Below are 17,156 nucleotides of genomic sequence, written 5' to 3' on the forward strand. Positions count from 1 at the left end.
GTCAGTTGAAAAAAATATTGGCGGGTTTGACGGTGGTGATACTGGCTGCAGTTGGCTACACCGGTTGGCAAAAATTCCAGGCCTCCTCGAGGGCGGAATCCAGTGTTGAGAAGCCTGCTGTGCATACGCCAAAGGACACGATACGCTTCGCGGAGAATGCGCCGCAACTTGCTTTTTTGCAGATCAAGCCGGTGGAAAGTTATCCGGAGCCCATGGTCGATTCCCTGAATGCACGCCTCGCCTATGATGACAACCGGACTGCACGCGTGTTTCCCCCGATTGCAGGGCGTGTGCTGAAGATCACGGTAGATGCGGGAAGCGAGATCAGGGCGGGCGATGAACTCCTCGTGCTGGATGCCCCCGACTATGCCCAGGCCACTTCGGATGAAGTGAAAGCCAGGGCAGACCTGGAGCGCAAGCGCCAGGCGAATGATCGGGCCGGCGAGTTGTTGAAAGTGAATGGCATCTCGCTCAAGGATGCGGAATCGGCCGCAGCCGATTTTCACCAGGCCGAGGCTGAGGCGCAGCGCACCGAGGCGCGGTTGCGCAACCTGCAAAGCATGGCGTCGATGACGGATGGAAAGTTCATCCTGCGCGCACCCATCGGCGGGACGGTAAGCGAACGCCAGGTGAATCTGGGCAGTGAGGTCCGCACCGATGCGGCCAATCCGATTTTTGTCATTACCGATTCGAAAAAATTATGGGCATTGATCGATTTGCCTGAGCTCTACCTGGATAAAGTGAAGGTGGGGCAGGCGGTGTCGGTGGAAGTGGATGCCTACCCCGGCGAGGCTTTCAAGGGGAAAATCACGGTCATTGCCGAGGCGCTCGATCCGGTTACCCGTCGTATCCAGGTGCGTGCCGAAATCGATAACAGTTCGCACCGCCTCAAGCCGGAAATGTTCGCAAGAGCCACACCGGTGGCGGACAGTCGTCACAACATGCCGCGTATTCCGAACACTGCCCTGTTCTCGCAGGGACTGCACAGTTTCGTGTTTGTCGAGCAATCTCCGGGTGTGCTGCAACGCCGTCACATCGAGCTCGGCCTGCAAAGTCACGAATACAGCTACGTCAAGGAAGGGCTGCAGCCCGGCGAACGTGTGGTCACTACCGGGGCTTTGCTGCTGAATTCAGAGTTGTCGGGCAATGACTGATCGCGGCCTGTTAGTGACAACATGTTAGACAAACTACTTTCCTTTGCGCTGCAACAGCGGGTGTTCGTGCTGGCGGCAGCGCTGGTGCTGGTGATCGTCGGTTGGCGCGCGGTGCAGGATATGCCGATCGAGGCTTTTCCCGATGTGCAGGATGTACAGGTGCAGATCGTCACCCAATCGCTGGGTCAGGCGCCGGAAGAAGTCGAGCGTAGCATCACATTGCCTATCGAGCGCGAGATGAGTGGTGTTCCGCGCATGACGCAATTGCGCTCCGTTTCCATCACTGGCCTGTCGGTCGTCACGCTTACTTTTGCCGACAATACCGACGATTATTTTGCGCGGCAGCAGGTGATGGAGCATCTGCAGAACGTTACCTTGCCGCCGGGCCTGCAACCGGGCCTTGCTCCGCTTACCAATGCCGTCGGCGAGGTGTACCGCTATGTGCTGGATGCTCCATCCGATATGTCGCTCAACGAAGTACGCGCATTGCAGGACTGGGTATTGCGTCCTGCAATTCGCCAGGTGCCCGGAGTGGCCGATGTAAACGACTTTGGCGGCACGGTCAAGGAGTATCAGGTTCGCATCAATCCGTTCCTGCTGCGCAAATACGGCGTAAGTATCGACCAGGTGTCTCAGGCGATTAGCGCGAACAGCAGCAATACCGGCGGCGGAGTTATCCGGCGCGGCGATGAGGCGTTGGTGTTGCGCAGCATCGGGCTGTTCAAAAATCTGGAGGATATCGCGCGTGTCGTGGTCACCGCAAAAGACGGCAAAACGGTATTGGTGAGCGACGTCGGCGAAGTCGCCATCGGATACCGACCGCGTTCGGGTATCGTTGCCTTCAATAATTACGACAACATCGTGCAGGGCATCGTGCTGATGACCAAGGGGCAGAATGCTAGCAAGGTGGTGGAAGCACTCAAGCAGCGGCTCGACCAACTCTCGCAAAAGCTGCCGCCGGGTGTGAAGATCGTCCCTTATTACGACCGCACCGATCTGGTACGCCATACTGTCCATACCGTTACCGAAAATCTGATTGTCGGGGCGGTGCTGGTGGTTGCCATACTGATCCTGTTCCTGCGCAACTGGTATGCGGCCTTGACTGTGGCCGTCATCATTCCGCTGGCCATGCTGTTCGCCTTCATTCTGATGGATGCGCGCGGCGTTTCCGCCAATCTGATTTCGCTGGGCGCAGTCGACTTCGGTATCATCATCGATAGTGCGGTCGTGCTGGTGGAAGCTTTGATGGTGAGGCTTGCCCTGGCCAAAGCGGATGATCTGGCGCAGCACCACACTTACGGGTGGCGCATACACCTCATCAAGCAGACCGGCATAGAGTTGGGCCGCCCCATCCTGTTTTCCAAGCTGATCATCATTCTGGCCTTTGTGCCGATCTTCACTTTCCAGCGGGTTGAGGGGAAGATTTTCTCGCCGATGGCATTTACGCTGACTTTTGCATTGCTGGGCGCGATCCTGCTGACGCTGACTTTGGTGCCGACTTTGCTGTGCTACGCAGTGAAGAACAAGGACCTTGCCGAAAAACACAGCAACTGGATGCATAACCTGCAACAGCGCTATCGCCGCCTGTTGTTGTGGGCAGAGACGCGGCGCAAAACCATTGTGATAGCCGCGATCAGCATGCTGGTGGTGGCCTTGGCTGGTTCGCCCCTGTTGGGCAGCGAGTTCCTCCCCAAGCTGGACGAAGGCAACATCTGGCTGACGATCAGCCTGCCACCCGCGACCGCACTGGACAAGACTAAAGAAGTCGAGCGCCAGGTGCGCGCCATTCTCAAGTCCTATCCCGAGGTCAATAACGTGACCACTCAAGTCGGACGGCCGGACGACGGTACCGATCCGAAAGGGCCGAATAACCTTGAAATCATGGCCGATCTCAAACCGCACGACACCTGGCGCTTTGCGGACAAGGAAGAGCTGATCGCCGACATGACGAAGCAGATACACAGCATTCCGGGCGTGCCGACCAATTTCTCGCAAGTCATCCAGGATAATGTGGAGGAGGCGTTGTCCGGCGTGAAAGGCGAGATCGCGATCAAGATCTTCGGCCCCGACCTTGAGATACTCGAAGACAAGTCCACGCAGGTTGCTGACGTCCTGAGCGGTATACGCGGAGCAGCGGATGTGGCTGCGATCAAAGTTGGCGGGCAGACCGAGCTCAATATCACACTGAGCCGTATTCGCATGTCGCGCTATGGGCTCAATATCAATGACGTGAATGCGACCATTCAGACTGCATTTGGCGGAAATGCGGCCAATGTGTTTTACGAAGGCGACCGCCGCTTCGATGTGACTCTGAGGCTGGATTCTGAGGACCGCGATGCCGTTGATGATGTACCCAACCTGCCGATCACGCTGTCGACCGGAGGAACCATACCGCTTGGCTCCATCGCCGACATCGAGGTGCGCCAGGGAGCTGCGCGGGTCGGGCGTGAGGCGGGTGGCCGCGTCGTTGCGGTGAAGGCCAACCTGCTCGGACGCGACCAGGGCAGCTTTGTCGCCGAGGCGATGGAAAAGGTCAATCAGCAAGTGGTGTTGCCGCCCGGTTACACCATGACCTGGGGCGGACAGTTCGAGAATCAGCAGCGTGCGCTCAAACGGCTTAAAGTCATTGTCCCGGTGTCCGTATTGATGATCTTCGTACTGCTGTTCTGGGCATTCAAGTCCATGCGCAAAGCGCTATTGGTACTCCTGATGGTTCCGTTCACGCTGATCGGCGGTTTGGCTGGCCTGGGGTTGGCCGGATTGCATCTTTCCGTTTCTGCCGCGGTCGGTTTTATCGCCGTGGCCGGCATTTCGGTGCAGAACGGCGTCATCATGGTGGAGCAATTCATCGAAGGGATGCGCAACGGGCTTTCATTGGTTGATAGCGTGATGGAAGGTGCGGTTGCGCGTCTGCGGCCGATCCTGATGACGGCTTTGATGGCCGGTATCGGTCTGATGCCGGCTGCACTGTCGCACGGTATTGGTTCTGAAACGCAGCGCCCCTTTGCCGTGGTGATAGTGGGAGGCATCGTTTCTGCCACTTTGTTCACGCTGCTGCTGTTGCCGCTGCTGTTCCCTGTATTTGCCGAAGAGGGATATACCAAGGGTCACAAGGACAATCAACCGCTTGTCCCAGAATAAGGCATTGCCCGATGGGGGTGGAGTTCAGCTAATATATGCTCCCGCCCCGAAACAAGCCGATATGATGAATTTTTCGATACGTTATTACCTGTTCGCCTTCATTCCTTTATTGGCTGCCTGTGCGCACGCGCCGCAACAGCAGGTCGATAGCACGCCCACGCCGACAGCCAAAACGAACCTGGAGCAGATCGTCGAGGCGCCCAAGCCGGATTTGCCGAAGGTGCCGCTGACCGACCAACTGCTGTATGAATTCCTGCTGGGTGATATCGCCGCGCAGCGCGACCAGCCGGAGTTGGCGGCACAGGCATATCTCGACCTGGCCAAGACCACACGCGATCCTCGCGTGGCGAGGCGCGCCGCGCAATTGGCGTACGAGTCACGCCAGTACGACACTGCCGTCGAGGCATTCAAATTATGGCAAGACCTGGAACCTTCCTCGCCGCTGGCCAGACAGATGCTGCTCTCGCTGTTGTTGAGCGGCGGCAAGCTGCAGGAAGCGAGCCCGGTTCTGGCGGAGGTCCTGCAGGCCGATCCTGCCAATGCCGGACGCACTTTTACCGGCGTTTATCCTTTGGTCGCGCGTGCGCCGGACAAGTCTGCCGTACTCGATTGGCTGATCGAGGTGACTCATCCCTATCCTGACGTGGCGGAAGGTCATTGGGCGGTAGCACAGGCAGCGGTAGCGGCAGGCAAGAACGATTTGGCACTGACCGAGATTCACAAGGCAGTCACATTACGCCCGGATTGGGATGTGGCTGCCGTGTTCGAAGCGGAGTTGTATCTGAATGTAGATCCACCCAAAGGGCTGGAGCTGCTGAAGAAGTTCCTGGCGGCGCACCCGGATAATAAGGATCTGCGTCTGTACTACGCGCGAGCCTTGCTTGGCCAGAAGCAATTTGCCGCTGCGCGCGAAGAATTCGAGCGCTTGCTGAAAGACCGCCCGGACAGCCCGGACCTGGCTTTTGCCGTTGCCCTCATTTCCATGCAGATGGGCGATTACGCACGGGCGGAACAGGAGTTGCAGCAAGCCTTGAGCAAGGGTGGCAAGGATGAGAGTACGGTGCATTACTATCTCGCTCAGCTGAATGAGGTGAGACAGAACGATGCCGTTGCCTTGGAGCAATACCGCCAGGTGAAGGACGGTGAATATAGCTATGCTGCCCGTTTGCGCGAAGTCGCTCTGTTGGACAAAGCGGGCAAGCTGGTCGAGGCACGCGAAGCTTTGCACCATGCCGAGCCGAAGACCGATCAGCAACGCGCGCAATTGATCATGATCGATGCGCAACTGCTGCGCGAGGATAAAAAATACGAAGACAGCTATCAGGTGCTGACGCAAGGACTGGAAAAATTCCCCGAGAATCCGGACCTGCTATACCAGACAGCCATGGCGGCAGATAAGCTGAACAAGGAGGAGTTGTTCGAGCAACTCATCCGCAAGCTGATGAAGGTCGCACCGGATGATGCGCATGCCTACAATGCGCTGGGCTACAGCCTGCTGGATCGCAATCAGCGTATCCCGGAGGCAATCAAGCTGGTGGAGAAGGCCTACCAGCTTGCGCCGGACGATGCGGCCATCATCGACAGTATGGGATGGGGACAGTACCTGCTGGGAAATCTGGACAAGAGCATTGAGTTCTTGAACAGGGCGTATAAGGCCGATCCCGACCCCGAAATTGCCGCCCATCTGGGTGAAGTCCTGTGGAAGCGTGGCGACAAGGATGGGGCGCGCAAGGTTTGGGCCGACAGCGCCAAAGCCAATCCGGACAACGAAGCGCTTAAAGCGGTGATGAAGCGTTTCCTTCCCTAGATATGCGTCGTTTTTTTCCGTTGCTTGTAATCCTGCTTGCGGGTTGTGCGGCAGCACCTGTTGCCGTGCTGCGACCGGCACAGCAGGATGCTCCATTTGCATTCAACGGGCGTGTCGCCGTTAAGCAGGGCAATGCGCACGACAGCGCCGGAATGCGTTGGGTGCACAATGCCGCAGAAGATGAAATCCTGCTGCTCGCCCCGCTGGGGCAGACGGTGGCGCGCATCCATCGCGACATGAACGGGGTCACGCTGGATACCTCCGGCAAACATTACACCGCCCAGGATATGGAGACCTTGATGCAGCAAGCGCTGGGATGGCAATTGCCGCTTTCGGGCCTGCGTTACTGGGTCACTGCCTTGCCTGCGCCGAATATCGAGTCCAGCCTGGAACGCGATGCAAACGGGCAGGTGGAGACGCTACGCCAGCAAGGATGGGAGATCAGCTATTCCCGTTATGCGGCGCTGGCATCGGATGCGTTGCCGTTGCGCCTGAAACTGCACCGGGACGGCACGGAGGTATTGTTGCTGATCGATGAATGGGAAGCGCAGTGAACAAACTCACCTGTCCGGCACCGGCCAAGCTCAACCTGTTCTTGCACGTGGTCGGACGCCGCGCCGACGGATATCACCTGTTGCAAACCCTGTTTCGTTTCATCGACCTGAACGACACCCTGCATTTCACGTTGCGCGCGGATGGCGAAGTGCGCCGCATCAATGCGCTCGAAGGTGTGCCGCCGGAGCTAGACCTGTGCGTGCGTGCCGCGCGACTGCTGCAACAGCAGACCGGCTGCAGGCTGGGCGTGGATATCGAGCTGGAAAAGCATATTCCGATGGGGGGCGGCCTGGGCGGGGGGAGTTCGGATGCGGCGACCACTTTGCTGGCTTTGAACCGCCTGTGGCAGCTGGGATTGTCGCGCCAGCGCCTGATGCAGTTGGGCTTGTCGTTGGGGGCGGACGTACCGGTGTTCATTTTCGGCGAGAACGCATTTGCAGAGGGGGTGGGCGAGCAATTGCAGTCCTATCCCTTGCCGGATGCGTGGTATGTCGTGTTGTGCCCCCCCGTGCAGGTGCCAACGGTGCAGATATTCACTCATCCAGAATTGACACGAAATACGATTTCGATGACAATGCGCGCCCTTCCGAAGGGGTTGGACTTTCGAGCAGGGAACCGGAACGGGCTGAAAAACGATCTGCAGGCAGTGGCATGCAAGTTGTATCCGGTAGTTGGCGAACATCTGGCGTGGCTGGCGAAATTCGCTCCCGCACTGATGACCGGATCGGGAGCTTGCGTGTTTGCTGAATTTGACACGGAAGCGGAAGCACAAGCGGTATTGCAGCAGTTGCCTTCGAATATGCGCGGATTTGTCGCGCATGGATTGCAGCAGCATCCGCTGAAAGATTTTGTTGTGACAGAAACTGTTTAAAACGTAGCGCAAGCAGTGGTTTAAACGGCTTCTGAGCAGTTAATTGGGGAGTCGCCAAGTGGTAAGGCATCGGATTTTGATTCCGACATTCGTAGGTTCGATCCCTACCTCCCCAGCCAGATTCTTCAATCAAGTCGTGATGGGCGTTTCCGCCCATTTTAAATTTGCGAGGTACTCATGTCCGGCGACATGATGGTATTCACCGGTAATGCCAATCCCAAGCTCGCGCAAGACGTGGCGAAGCATCTGCACATTCATCTCGGGCGCGCCACGGTAGGTCGGTTCTCCGACGGCGAAGTGATGGTCGAGATCCTTGAGCATGTACGCGGCAAGGATGTGTTCGTGCTGCAGTCCACTTGCGTGCCGACCAACGACAGCCTGATGGAAGTGATGGTGATGGTGGATGCGCTTAAGCGTGCTTCTGCCGCCCGTATCACGGCCGCCCTGCCGTATTTCGGCTATGCCCGTCAGGACCGTCGTCCGCGCTCTGCTCGTGTGGCGATCACCGCCAGAGTGGTGGCGGACATGCTGGTCGGCGTTGGCGTCGACCGCCTGCTGACCATGGACTTGCACTCCGACCAGATTCAGGGCTTCTTCGATATCCCGGTGGACAACATCTATGCCGCGCCTATCCTGCTGTCCGACGTATGGAAGCAGAATTTCCAGAACCTGGTGGTGGTCTCGCCGGACGTGGGCGGCGTGGTGCGTGCCCGTGCATTGGCCAAACGTCTCGAGTCCGACCTGGCGATCATCGACAAGCGCCGCCCCAAGCCGAACGTGGCCAAGGTCATGAACATCATCGGCGATGTCGCCGGCCGCACCTGCATCATCATGGATGACATGGTGGATACCGCCAACACCCTGTGCGAAGCGGCCAATGCCTTGAAGGAAAAGGGTGCCGAGCGCGTGATCGCGTACTGTACCCACCCGGTGCTGTCCGGCCCCGCGATCGAGCGCCTTGAAAAGTCGGCGATTGACGAACTGGTGGTGACCGACACCATCCCGTTGCGCGAGGAAGCCCGCAACTGCAAGCGCATCCGCCAACTGAGCGTGGCGGAATTGATGGCCGAAACCATGCGCCGCATCAATGCGGAAGAATCGGTCAGTTCGCTGTTCATGGATTAGGATCAGTTTTTGCGGTTGCCACGTTGGCAATCGCGCAACCCGAAGCCTCTGGTCGCGGAGCGCTTCACAAGAAGTGGAGAAGTAAAATGGCTATCGAAATTGCTGCAACAACACGCAAAACGCAAGGAACGGGTGCGAGCCGCCGTCTGCGTAAAACGAACCGCGTCCCGGGGATCGTTTACGGAACAGGCGAAGCATCCATGATCGAACTCGATCACAACACACTGTATTTCGCACTGCGCAAGGAAGCGTTCCACGCTTCCGTTCTGTCGCTGGATCTGGACGGCAAGAAGCAGTCCGTTCTGCTGCGCGACTTCCAGATGCACCCGTTCCGCCAGCAAGTGCTGCACATCGACTTCCAGCGCGTCGATGCGAAGAAGAAGATCCACATGAAGATACCGTTGCACTTCATCAACTCTGATATCGCGCCCGGCGTGAAGACCGGCGGCGGTATCATCAGCCACGTGTTGAACGATCTGGAAATTGCCTGCTTGCCGGCCGATCTGCCGACAGCAATCGAAGTGGATCTGGCCAGCCTGGATCTGGGCCACTCCATCCACGTCTCCGATATCAAGCTGCCCAAGGGCGTTGAAGTGGCCGGCCATCACAAGGCAGTCGATGCCGTGGCGACGGTACAAGTGCCGCGCGGCGCAGTGGAAGCCGCAGCTGATGCCGCAGCTGCCGAAGCCGCATCTGCCGCGTCTACAGCTGCCGCTGCCGCAACTGCAGCCACAGCTGCGAAGCCTGCAGCAGACGCCAAGAAGTAATCTGCAAACTGTACGACCCGCCATGCGATCTAACGGTGCATGGCGGGTTTTTTCATTATGAGCGAACCAATCAAGCTGATCGTCGGGTTGGGCAACCCCGGCAGGGAATACGAAGCCACACGCCACAACGCCGGATTCTGGTGGGTGGACGAGCTTGCTCGCAATAGCGATGCGAATTTCAGGAATGACAGCAAGTTTCACGGGCTGGTCGCCCGCACCGCATTGCACGGACATGAAGTCCATCTGCTCAAGCCGCAGACTTTCATGAACGTGAGCGGGCGGGCAGTGGTCGCGCTGGCACTGTTTTACAAGATATTGCCGGACCAAATACTGGTGGTGCATGACGAGCTCGACCTGCCGCCGGGTAGCGCGAAGCTCAAGCTGGGGGGCGGGCATGGCGGACACAACGGCCTGAAAGATATCATCGCGCATCTCGGTACCAAGGATTTCTGGCGCCTGCGCATCGGTATCGGTCACCCCGGCGAGCGCTCGGAAGTGGTGAATTACGTGCTGAACGCACCGCGCAAGGAAGAGCAGGTTTTGATCGAAGAAGCGTTGCAACGCGCACTGGATGTCGCGGGGCCGGTCATCGAAGGAAAAATGGAAGCAGCGATGCTGAAGCTGCATAGCAATTAGGATTCGGGATACGGGATGCAGGATTCAGGGGCGGGTTTGCGGTATCCCGTATCCTGTATCCTGACTCCCCTTAATAGAGAGAAAAAACATGAGCCTCAAATGCGGTATCGTCGGTCTCCCCAACGTGGGCAAATCCACGCTGTTCAATGCGCTCACCAAAGCGGGCATCGCTGCGGAAAATTACCCGTTCTGCACCATCGAGCCTAACGTTGGCATCGTCGAAGTGCCGGATCCGCGCATGGCCGAGCTGGCGAAGATCGTCAATCCGCAACGCATGCAACCGGCCATCGTCGAGTTCGTCGATATCGCGGGCCTGGTTGCTGGAGCCTCCAAAGGTGAAGGTCTGGGCAACCAGTTTCTCGCCAACATCCGCGAGACCGATGCCATCGTCAATGTCGTGCGCTGCTTCGACGATCCCAACGTGGTGCACGTTGCAGGCAAGGTCGACCCGATCTCCGATATCGAAGTCATCCTCACCGAACTGGCGCTGGCCGATCTGGCTGTAGTTGAACGTACCCTCCAGCGCGATGGCAAAAAGGCCAAGTCCGGCGACAAGGATGCGCAGAAGCTGGTTTCCATTCTGGAAAAACTGCTGCCGCATCTGAATGAAGGCAAGCCGGCGCGTACGTTCAGCTTGAGCGACGATGACAAACTGATCATCAAACCACTGTGCCTGCTGACCATCAAGCCTGCGATGTATGTGGGTAACGTGCTGGAAGACGGTTTCGAGAACAATCCGCATCTGGATAAATTGCGCGAACACGCGGCAAAGGAGGGCGCTCCCGTCGTTGCGTTGTGCGCCAAGATCGAAGCCGAACTGGCCGATCTCGACGATGCCGACAAGAAGGAATTCCTCGCCGACCTCGGTCTGGACGAGCCGGGCTTGAATCGCCTGATCCGCACTGGCTACGAGTTGCTTGGCCTGCAAACTTATTTCACGGCCGGAGTGAAAGAAGTGCGCGCATGGACCATCCACAAGGGTGATACCGCGCCGCAAGCGGCGGGTGTGATCCACACCGATTTCGAGAAGGGATTCATCCGCGCGCAGACCATTTCCTACGCCGACTTCATCGCCTGTGGCGGTGAAGCGGGAGCAAAGGAAAAAGGCAAGATGCGCGTGGAAGGAAAAGACTACGTCGTGCAGGACGGCGACGTGATGAATTTCCTGTTCAACGTCTGATCGACGCTATAAGAACTATTCCTGGCGGGCAGTCGCCATACTGACGATTGCATCACCCAGCTCGCGTTTCATGATGGCGTCGGCCTGATCCATGGCGCGCTGGACAGCTTCGGCCGCATTCTGGGCGTTGCCTTTGATACTCCATTGTTTGGTTCCGCGTACCCGGTTATTGGCTGTTTCGGTCAGGGTGATTACCAGATTGCCGCGTTGCCAGTACCAACCGTCTATTAATCCCAGATCGTTCAGATTCATGCGGGCTTGCAGCACGTAGGCGGGATGATCGCCGGTATCAGGCATGAAACCGGCTCTTGCCAACGCCCCGGCGACGATTTCCTCCAATCCTGCGGGCGAACCGGCAGCCGCACGCGGGGCAATGCTGACTCGTTTCAGTAAATCTCCCAAGTCGGCCTTGAGCTTGTCGCTGTTCCACTGCGGTTCAATTCCGCGTCCGGTGATATCCACGACTTGCAGGTTCTTTTGCAACCCTTCGCGTTCCAGTTGCGTTTCCAGCGCATGGTTGGCAGCTGCGATTTTCACGAACAGGTCATCTTCCCTGCGCGATTGCTCGATGTAGTTACGGGTTGCATCGTCGAGACCACCGATTTGCTGGCGCAGGCTGGTTGCCGTCTGCAGGCGCGGCAGGACAGCCAGCACATGGACGTTGCCGTTGGCCGGGTTTTTCCACATATCCGCGATCTGGATGCCGCTGATGATTTGGTCGGTGCTCGTGCTGATGTGGCGCGAGGCTTGTTCCTCGAACTGCACTGCGCCGGAGGCATCCGATTTTGAGCGCTGTGTGTCGTCAGTATTTGCGACTACAGCAACCTGAAATACCTTGGCTACATCGGCGCGGGCACGATCCTTCGCTTCCTCTTGGGTGTCGGCGCTACCGCGTCCGATCAGGTATTGGTCACTCTTGTACTTGGCGCTTTCACCGGATACCCAGTCGGGTACGGTTGGCTGGCTGGCACATCCGGAAAGAAAAAAGAGGGTCACGGCAAATACGGCAAAGGTAGAGAGTTTCATTTTCGTCTCCTGATTACGTCATGATTATGGCATTGTATGCTGGCTCAGGTAAGTCTTGTGTTCCTTGCGGATGGCGACTTGCGGGAATACATTGGTTTCTATTACTTGACCGTTGTTTCCGAGCAGTTCAACGGTCACATCGTAGGTGCCCTGCGGCAGGGGAAGCCTGGCCATCTGGACGTCGGCTGGCAATGTCAGCCAACTGCGGGTGTCGGCGCGTTCGGTCGCGATCGTGGCGACCCGTACGAGCAATGAGCCGATCAGTTGTACCGCTGGGTCGTCCCTGTTTTGTCCCGACCTGTCCACGGATTCCTGTATCACGCCCTTGGCAACTGCTCGCGCTATGGCACGAGCCGTGATGGCTGGCATGCGTGCGTTCAGGCTGGCGCGGGCGATGGCATCAATGTTTTCCATCATCTGGGTGTCGGCCTGCCTGCCGGAGACGCTGATGCGGGCGCCGGACACCCTGTTGGGACGCGATTCATAATAGGGCAGCGCGATGTCGACCATTACCGGTGGAGTAGGTTGCCCCGAGTTCATGTACTCGGACCGTCTGCGCGCATTCACGATGGTCGAAGGGGGAGGCGCAAAGGTGCGGATGACTCGTTCGCGTTTGATGGGTGCCAGACCGCTGTTCAGAACAAAAACCAGTTCGCCCTCGGGGTCGCTGTCGGCCGTATTTCTTTTCGCGGGAATTATGCCGAATTCCTTTTCGTAGCGGCCAAGCTCGTCAGTCAGGCCTTCCCGCTGCGCCAGCCGCACCAGATCGAATTGGAGCATGGGCGGCATCGGCATGGAAAAATTGACCTGGTATTTCTTGTAGGCTTCATACGCCTTGCGGTAGGAGATCATGGCATCGCTCCACTCACCCAACTCGTCGTAAATCAGTCCGGAGAGGTATTCCGACAGGGCATCCTCGGTGAACTTGCTGCCGGGTATCTTCTCCTCGATCTCGCGCAGCTTGATATCGATCTGCTGGGCCTCGACCCGGGCTTCATAAGGCTGACCCAGTTCCAGATAATTGAGCGCCATGTACAGATGCACCAGCACCTGCTCGTAATCGTCACCCGCGTAGCTGACCGTTGCATCGTTGATCACGAAGGACAATGCATTCTGGCTGACGCTGGCGGCATACAGGCTTTCCATCTCATGCTTTGCGGCTTCCAGGGATTCGTTGGATGCCACAAAGTCACGTTTCATGCGCAGCACCATGCCTTTGTTGAGCAGATACAACACATGATCCTTTTTGTCCTTGGACTGCTTGTCGATCGTCTTCAGGGCAGCGTCGTATTGCTGCTTTTCCAGCTGGTGCTCGATGGTTGTGAACGAGTTGCTGTAAGTTGCGCATCCGTTCAAAGCCAGGACACAGGCCCATGCGGCCAGCCAGATGGAAAGCCTGCCGCAACGCGGCAGGCTTTCCATCCTGTCGCGCGAGCGCAGGGCGGGAACCGGGGACCGAATCATTTTCGGGCTAGAAGGTCAGCGTGCTGCGCTCCACCAGTTTCTTGATTTTTTTCTGTCCCATCCATACCAGGCGGTTGTCTGCCAGGCTGATCAGGTTCAGGTCCACCTGGTAGTATCGCAGCTGAGTCTTGCCGGAGGCATCGATGATGGTGTTGATGGTGCCTTTCAACATGAAGTCGGCGCCTTTCTCCTGGCCCATCGCCTTGCGCGTGGCCTCGCTGGCATTCAGGTCCTGGTCTTTGCGCTCATCGCGGATTTCCTGCCGTTCGGTGGACGATGCGACAAACTGCACCCTTCCCGAATTGATCAGGTTGCGCTCTACTTCCGAGACGAAAGTGTTGACGTTGATGTGCTCGTTGCTCAGGTTGCGAACTTCGCCCACGATCACCGATGGCTGCCGCTTGTGCTCACGGTTGAAGTCGTCGATCCAGACGCGGTTCAGCACGTCTTTCATCATTTCTTCCGCCACCAACTGGGAGTCCGTGTCATTCCATGCGCCGCTCAGGTCGATCGCCTTGTTTGCATCCACCCGTTGCACTTCTGTCGAGCAGCCGCCCGCAAACAATGCCAGAAACAACACTGCAACAGCTGATTTTGTCGAAAACATGGACCGGCTCATTATTTTTTCTCCTTGGCAACGCGGTCAAAAACATTGTCCGCATGGGTTTCGATATAGCGTTTCAAATCGGTGTTCATTTCCTGTACCCCATTCAGTGTGTCCTTGACCTGCTTCATGTCCAGCTCGGCGATGGAATAGATGATGTTGCTCTTCGGGTCGCGCCAGGAACCGATGATTTTGGCGCCGGTCAGGTTGACCTTGCTCAGGTTCTTTATCTGGCGCGATACCGATTCATCCGCCACGTCGGCGCCGCCCGATTTGGCAGAGTCCATATAGTCGCTGGATAACACATCCATGTAAGACGACAATACACGCGCTACCTCGGCGCGAGCCCGGTCATCCGCCACGGATTTTTGCAGCGACATATCTCCCATCGGGGAAGCCGAGCCTACCCCGTGGAACAGGCGCCCGCCCTTGTCGCTAAGGACGCTGCTGCCCTGGTTGACCCAGTCGGGCGCTCCTTTGAGACCGAGGTCGCTTTCCACTTTTGTGGTGCTGGAACAGGCTGAGACGAACAAAGCCAGCGCTGCAACGGAGAGCAATTTTGCAATTGATATTTTCATGACGTTCTCCTGGAATGAAAAAATGGGTTCTTAAGGTTGGTGCAATAAAATCCTGCGATGTCGGCAACAGCGTCATCATAATGCGAGCCGAGAGCAGCCGCAATTAAACTGCGGCATAAAGTGCTACAATGCGCGCCGCGATATCGTTTCAGTCTAGTTGTCGCCGCCGATTCCGGTTCGTAGTTCCCACCTCATTCTGCCTCAGACTGGCGCCCATCAAGGGCGACAGGCCGTTTGTAAAAAGAAAGTTAATAATATGTCATTTGCATCTCTCGGCTTGTCCGAAGAACTCGTTCGCGCCGTCACCGAGCGCGGTTATACCGAACCTACGCCCATTCAGGCGCAAGCTATCCCCGTCATTTTGAAAGGTGGCGACCTGATGGGCGGCGCCCAGACCGGCACGGGCAAGACCGCCGGCTTCACGCTGCCGCTGCTGCAACGTCTTATGGATAAACCTGTCACAGGCAAGGCTCATATCCGCGCGTTGGTACTTACTCCGACACGCGAGCTTGCGGCACAAGTGGAAGAAAGCGTGCGCCTGTACGGCAAGCATCTTCCGCTCAAGTCCATGATGATGTTCGGTGGTGTGAACATCAATCCGCAGATCAAACAATTGCATGGCCGCGTGGATATTCTGGTGGCAACACCGGGGCGTTTGCTCGATCATCTGCAGCAAAAGACAGTTGACTTGTCACATGTCGAGATACTGGTGCTGGACGAAGCCGATCGCATGCTGGACATGGGCTTCATCCGCGACATCAAGCGCGTTCTAGCCGTGCTGCCCAAGCAGCGCCAAAACCTGCTGTTCTCCGCCACCTTCTCCGACGAGATCAAGCTGCTGGCCGATGGCCTGCTCAATAACCCCGTGCTGATCGAAGTGGCACGCCGCAATGCGACTGCCGAACTGATCGAGCAGCGCGTGTATCCGGTCGATCGCGAAAAGAAACGCGTGCTGCTTACGCATCTCATCAAAGAGCACAACTGGTTCCAGGTACTGGTGTTCACGCGCACCAAGCACGGCGCGAACAACCTGGCGGATCATTTGAACAAGGAAGGCATCCCGGCGCTGGCGATTCACGGCAACAAGAGCCAGGCGGCGCGTACCCGCGCGCTGGCCGAGTTCAAGACCGCGAAGCTGCAAGTGCTGGTGGCGACCGACATCGCGGCGCGAGGCATCGATATCAGCGAACTGCCGCATGTGGTGAATTACGAACTGCCGAATGTACCGGAAGATTACGTGCACCGCATCGGTCGCACCGGGCGTGCGGGCAGCAACGGTGAAGCGAGTTCGCTGGTATGCATCGACGAACACAAATTGCTGCATGACATCGAACGCCTCATCAAGCGCGAGATTACCGTAGTGCAAGTGCCCGGTTTCGAACCGGATCCGCGCATCAAGGCCGAGCCGATCCTGAATGGACAAAACCGCGGGAATGGCCAGAATCGCGGCCAGGGCGGACGCGGACAGGGACAAGGTCGCAGTCAATCCGCACCGAGGGCGGGCGGCGGACAGGCTCGTGCGGCAACTGGACAAGCTCGCACTGGCGGTGGGCCGCGCAGTAGCGCATCCGGCAAACCGGCAGGTGGAGCAGGTCGCGGTGCTGCGGTGCCCGCTGCAGCGCAACACCGCTCCGGCGGGCGTGGTCGTTGATGAGCACTCCAATCACCAATGAAGAGGCCATCGCCGCCACCAAACTGTGGGTAGAACGTGCGGTGATCGGTCTTAACCTGTGTCCGTTCGCCAAGGGCGTGCAGGTCAAGGATCAAATTCACTACGTGGTGAGTGCAGCGCAGACGCCAGAGGAGTTGCTGGCCGATGTTCTGCATGAATTCGAAGTGTTGGCTGAGTCCAGCCCCGAAGCAATAGATACCACCCTGCTGATCCATCCGCATGTGCTGGGCGACTTTCTCGACTACAACGATTTTCTGGCCGTGGTCGATGCGGCGCTGGAGGATGTCGATCTGGCGGGTGAACTGCAGGTGGCCAGCATGCACCCGCAATACCAGTTCGCCGACACCGAACTGGACGACATCACCAACTATACCAACCGCTCGCCATACCCGACTTTGCACATATTGCGCGAAGACAGCATTGACAAAGCGGTGGCCGCATTTCCCGAAGCCGAACAGATATTCGAAAAGAATATCGAAACCATGAGCAAATTGGGGCATGAAGGCTGGAATGCGTTGGGGCTGGCGGAAGTGCAGCGGGACAAAAAGTAATTCGCAAACCTGCTGCGCGGCTGGC

The 17,156-nt window shown here is 57.6% G+C and carries 15 protein-coding genes and 1 tRNA gene; 12 read left to right on the forward strand and 4 right to left on the reverse strand.

Annotation, left to right across the window (positions count from 1 at the left end):
- Nucleotides 1–5 precede the first annotated feature (5 nt).
- The 10 genes from QOY30_RS04420 (at nt 6) to ychF (ending at nt 11,236) form a co-directional block, all read left to right on the forward strand.
- Nucleotides 6–1,154, forward strand: coding sequence for an efflux RND transporter periplasmic adaptor subunit (locus QOY30_RS04420; protein ID WP_283743422.1), 1,149 nt, complete (start codon nt 6–8; stop codon nt 1,152–1,154).
- A gap of 21 nt (nt 1,155–1,175) precedes the next feature.
- Nucleotides 1,176–4,295, forward strand: coding sequence for an efflux RND transporter permease subunit (locus QOY30_RS04425; RefSeq protein ID WP_283743423.1), 3,120 nt, complete (start codon nt 1,176–1,178; stop codon nt 4,293–4,295).
- 61 nt (nt 4,296–4,356) lie between these two features.
- A complete protein-coding gene (locus QOY30_RS04430; RefSeq protein WP_283743424.1) occupies nt 4,357–6,102 on the forward strand; it encodes a tetratricopeptide repeat protein in 1,746 nt (581 codons plus the stop codon).
- Nucleotides 6,103–6,104: 2 nt separating this feature from the next.
- Nucleotides 6,105–6,656, forward strand: a complete 552-nt coding sequence (gene lolB / locus QOY30_RS04435; protein WP_283743425.1) for a lipoprotein insertase outer membrane protein LolB — start codon at nt 6,105–6,107, stop codon at nt 6,654–6,656.
- Entirely contained in the window at nt 6,641–7,528 is an 888-nt protein-coding gene (gene ispE / locus QOY30_RS04440; protein ID WP_283743426.1) for a 4-(cytidine 5'-diphospho)-2-C-methyl-D-erythritol kinase, read from the forward strand. Before lolB ends, ispE begins: the two co-directional genes overlap by 16 nt.
- A 44-nt stretch (nt 7,529–7,572) precedes the next feature.
- Nucleotides 7,573–7,647: transfer RNA gene (locus tag QOY30_RS04445), tRNA-Gln, on the forward strand.
- 58 nt (nt 7,648–7,705) lie between these two features.
- Nucleotides 7,706–8,653 carry a ribose-phosphate pyrophosphokinase gene (locus QOY30_RS04450; RefSeq protein ID WP_283743427.1) on the forward strand — a complete coding sequence of 316 codons (948 nt, stop codon included), beginning with the start codon at nt 7,706–7,708 and terminating at the stop codon, nt 8,651–8,653.
- A gap of 86 nt (nt 8,654–8,739) precedes the next feature.
- A complete protein-coding gene (locus tag QOY30_RS04455) occupies nt 8,740–9,420 on the forward strand; it encodes a 50S ribosomal protein L25/general stress protein Ctc (protein ID WP_283743428.1) in 681 nt (226 codons plus the stop codon).
- Nucleotides 9,421–9,477: 57 nt separating this feature from the next.
- Nucleotides 9,478–10,056 (forward strand): aminoacyl-tRNA hydrolase, encoded by a 579-nt coding sequence (pth, locus tag QOY30_RS04460; protein WP_283743429.1) that lies wholly within the window; start codon nt 9,478–9,480, stop codon nt 10,054–10,056.
- 88 nt (nt 10,057–10,144) lie between these two features.
- On the forward strand, nt 10,145–11,236 hold the full coding sequence (gene ychF / locus QOY30_RS04465; protein ID WP_283743430.1) for a redox-regulated ATPase YchF: 1,092 nt from the start codon (nt 10,145–10,147) through the stop codon (nt 11,234–11,236).
- 15 nt (nt 11,237–11,251) lie between these two features.
- On the opposite strand, the gene QOY30_RS04470 is transcribed toward ychF, so the two are convergent.
- Genes QOY30_RS04470 through QOY30_RS04485 form a run of 4 tightly spaced genes read right to left on the reverse strand, consistent with a single transcriptional unit; the run spans nt 11,252 to nt 14,908 of the window.
- On the reverse strand, nt 11,252–12,262 hold the full coding sequence (locus QOY30_RS04470; protein WP_283743431.1) for an LPP20 family lipoprotein: 1,011 nt from the start codon (nt 12,260–12,262) through the stop codon (nt 11,252–11,254).
- Between the two features lie 24 nt (nt 12,263–12,286).
- Nucleotides 12,287–13,726: a COG3014 family protein gene (locus QOY30_RS04475; RefSeq protein WP_283743432.1), complete on the reverse strand. Its 1,440-nt coding sequence runs from the start codon at nt 13,724–13,726 to the stop codon at nt 12,287–12,289.
- A gap of 7 nt (nt 13,727–13,733) precedes the next feature.
- Nucleotides 13,734–14,345 (reverse strand): penicillin-binding protein activator LpoB, encoded by a 612-nt coding sequence (locus tag QOY30_RS04480; protein ID WP_283743433.1) that lies wholly within the window; start codon nt 14,343–14,345, stop codon nt 13,734–13,736.
- Nucleotides 14,345–14,908 (reverse strand): hypothetical protein, encoded by a 564-nt coding sequence (locus QOY30_RS04485; protein ID WP_283743434.1) that lies wholly within the window; start codon nt 14,906–14,908, stop codon nt 14,345–14,347. The genes QOY30_RS04480 and QOY30_RS04485 overlap by 1 nt, the downstream gene beginning before the upstream one ends.
- A gap of 256 nt (nt 14,909–15,164) precedes the next feature.
- Between QOY30_RS04485 and QOY30_RS04490 the strand changes: the two genes are divergently transcribed.
- Both QOY30_RS04490 and QOY30_RS04495 read left to right on the forward strand, forming a co-directional pair.
- On the forward strand, nt 15,165–16,559 hold the full coding sequence (locus tag QOY30_RS04490; RefSeq protein ID WP_283743435.1) for a DEAD/DEAH box helicase: 1,395 nt from the start codon (nt 15,165–15,167) through the stop codon (nt 16,557–16,559).
- A complete protein-coding gene (locus QOY30_RS04495; RefSeq protein WP_283743436.1) occupies nt 16,559–17,131 on the forward strand; it encodes a DUF1415 domain-containing protein in 573 nt (190 codons plus the stop codon). The genes QOY30_RS04490 and QOY30_RS04495 overlap by 1 nt, the downstream gene beginning before the upstream one ends.
- Nucleotides 17,132–17,156: the final 25 nt, after the last annotated feature.

Source organism: Sideroxydans sp. CL21 (genome assembly GCF_902459525.1).
Classification (GTDB): Bacteria; Pseudomonadota; Gammaproteobacteria; order Burkholderiales; family Gallionellaceae; genus Sideroxyarcus.

Coding starts and splice junctions, on each gene's coding strand:
- QOY30_RS04425 (WP_283743423.1), top strand. CDS start 1,176: ATGTTAGACAAACTACTTTCCTTTGCGCTGCAACAGCGGGTGTTCGTG.
- QOY30_RS04430 (WP_283743424.1), top strand. CDS start 4,357: ATGATGAATTTTTCGATACGTTATTACCTGTTCGCCTTCATTCCTTTA.
- lolB (WP_283743425.1), top strand. CDS start 6,105: ATGCGTCGTTTTTTTCCGTTGCTTGTAATCCTGCTTGCGGGTTGTGCG.
- ispE (WP_283743426.1), top strand. CDS start 6,641: ATGGGAAGCGCAGTGAACAAACTCACCTGTCCGGCACCGGCCAAGCTC.
- QOY30_RS04450 (WP_283743427.1), top strand. CDS start 7,706: ATGTCCGGCGACATGATGGTATTCACCGGTAATGCCAATCCCAAGCTC.
- QOY30_RS04455 (WP_283743428.1), top strand. CDS start 8,740: ATGGCTATCGAAATTGCTGCAACAACACGCAAAACGCAAGGAACGGGT.
- pth (WP_283743429.1), top strand. CDS start 9,478: ATGAGCGAACCAATCAAGCTGATCGTCGGGTTGGGCAACCCCGGCAGG.
- ychF (WP_283743430.1), top strand. CDS start 10,145: ATGAGCCTCAAATGCGGTATCGTCGGTCTCCCCAACGTGGGCAAATCC.
- QOY30_RS04470 (WP_283743431.1), bottom strand. CDS start 12,262: ATGAAACTCTCTACCTTTGCCGTATTTGCCGTGACCCTCTTTTTTCTT.
- QOY30_RS04475 (WP_283743432.1), bottom strand. CDS start 13,726: ATGATTCGGTCCCCGGTTCCCGCCCTGCGCTCGCGCGACAGGATGGAA.
- QOY30_RS04480 (WP_283743433.1), bottom strand. CDS start 14,345: ATGAGCCGGTCCATGTTTTCGACAAAATCAGCTGTTGCAGTGTTGTTT.
- QOY30_RS04485 (WP_283743434.1), bottom strand. CDS start 14,908: ATGAAAATATCAATTGCAAAATTGCTCTCCGTTGCAGCGCTGGCTTTG.
- QOY30_RS04490 (WP_283743435.1), top strand. CDS start 15,165: ATGTCATTTGCATCTCTCGGCTTGTCCGAAGAACTCGTTCGCGCCGTC.
- QOY30_RS04495 (WP_283743436.1), top strand. CDS start 16,559: ATGAGCACTCCAATCACCAATGAAGAGGCCATCGCCGCCACCAAACTG.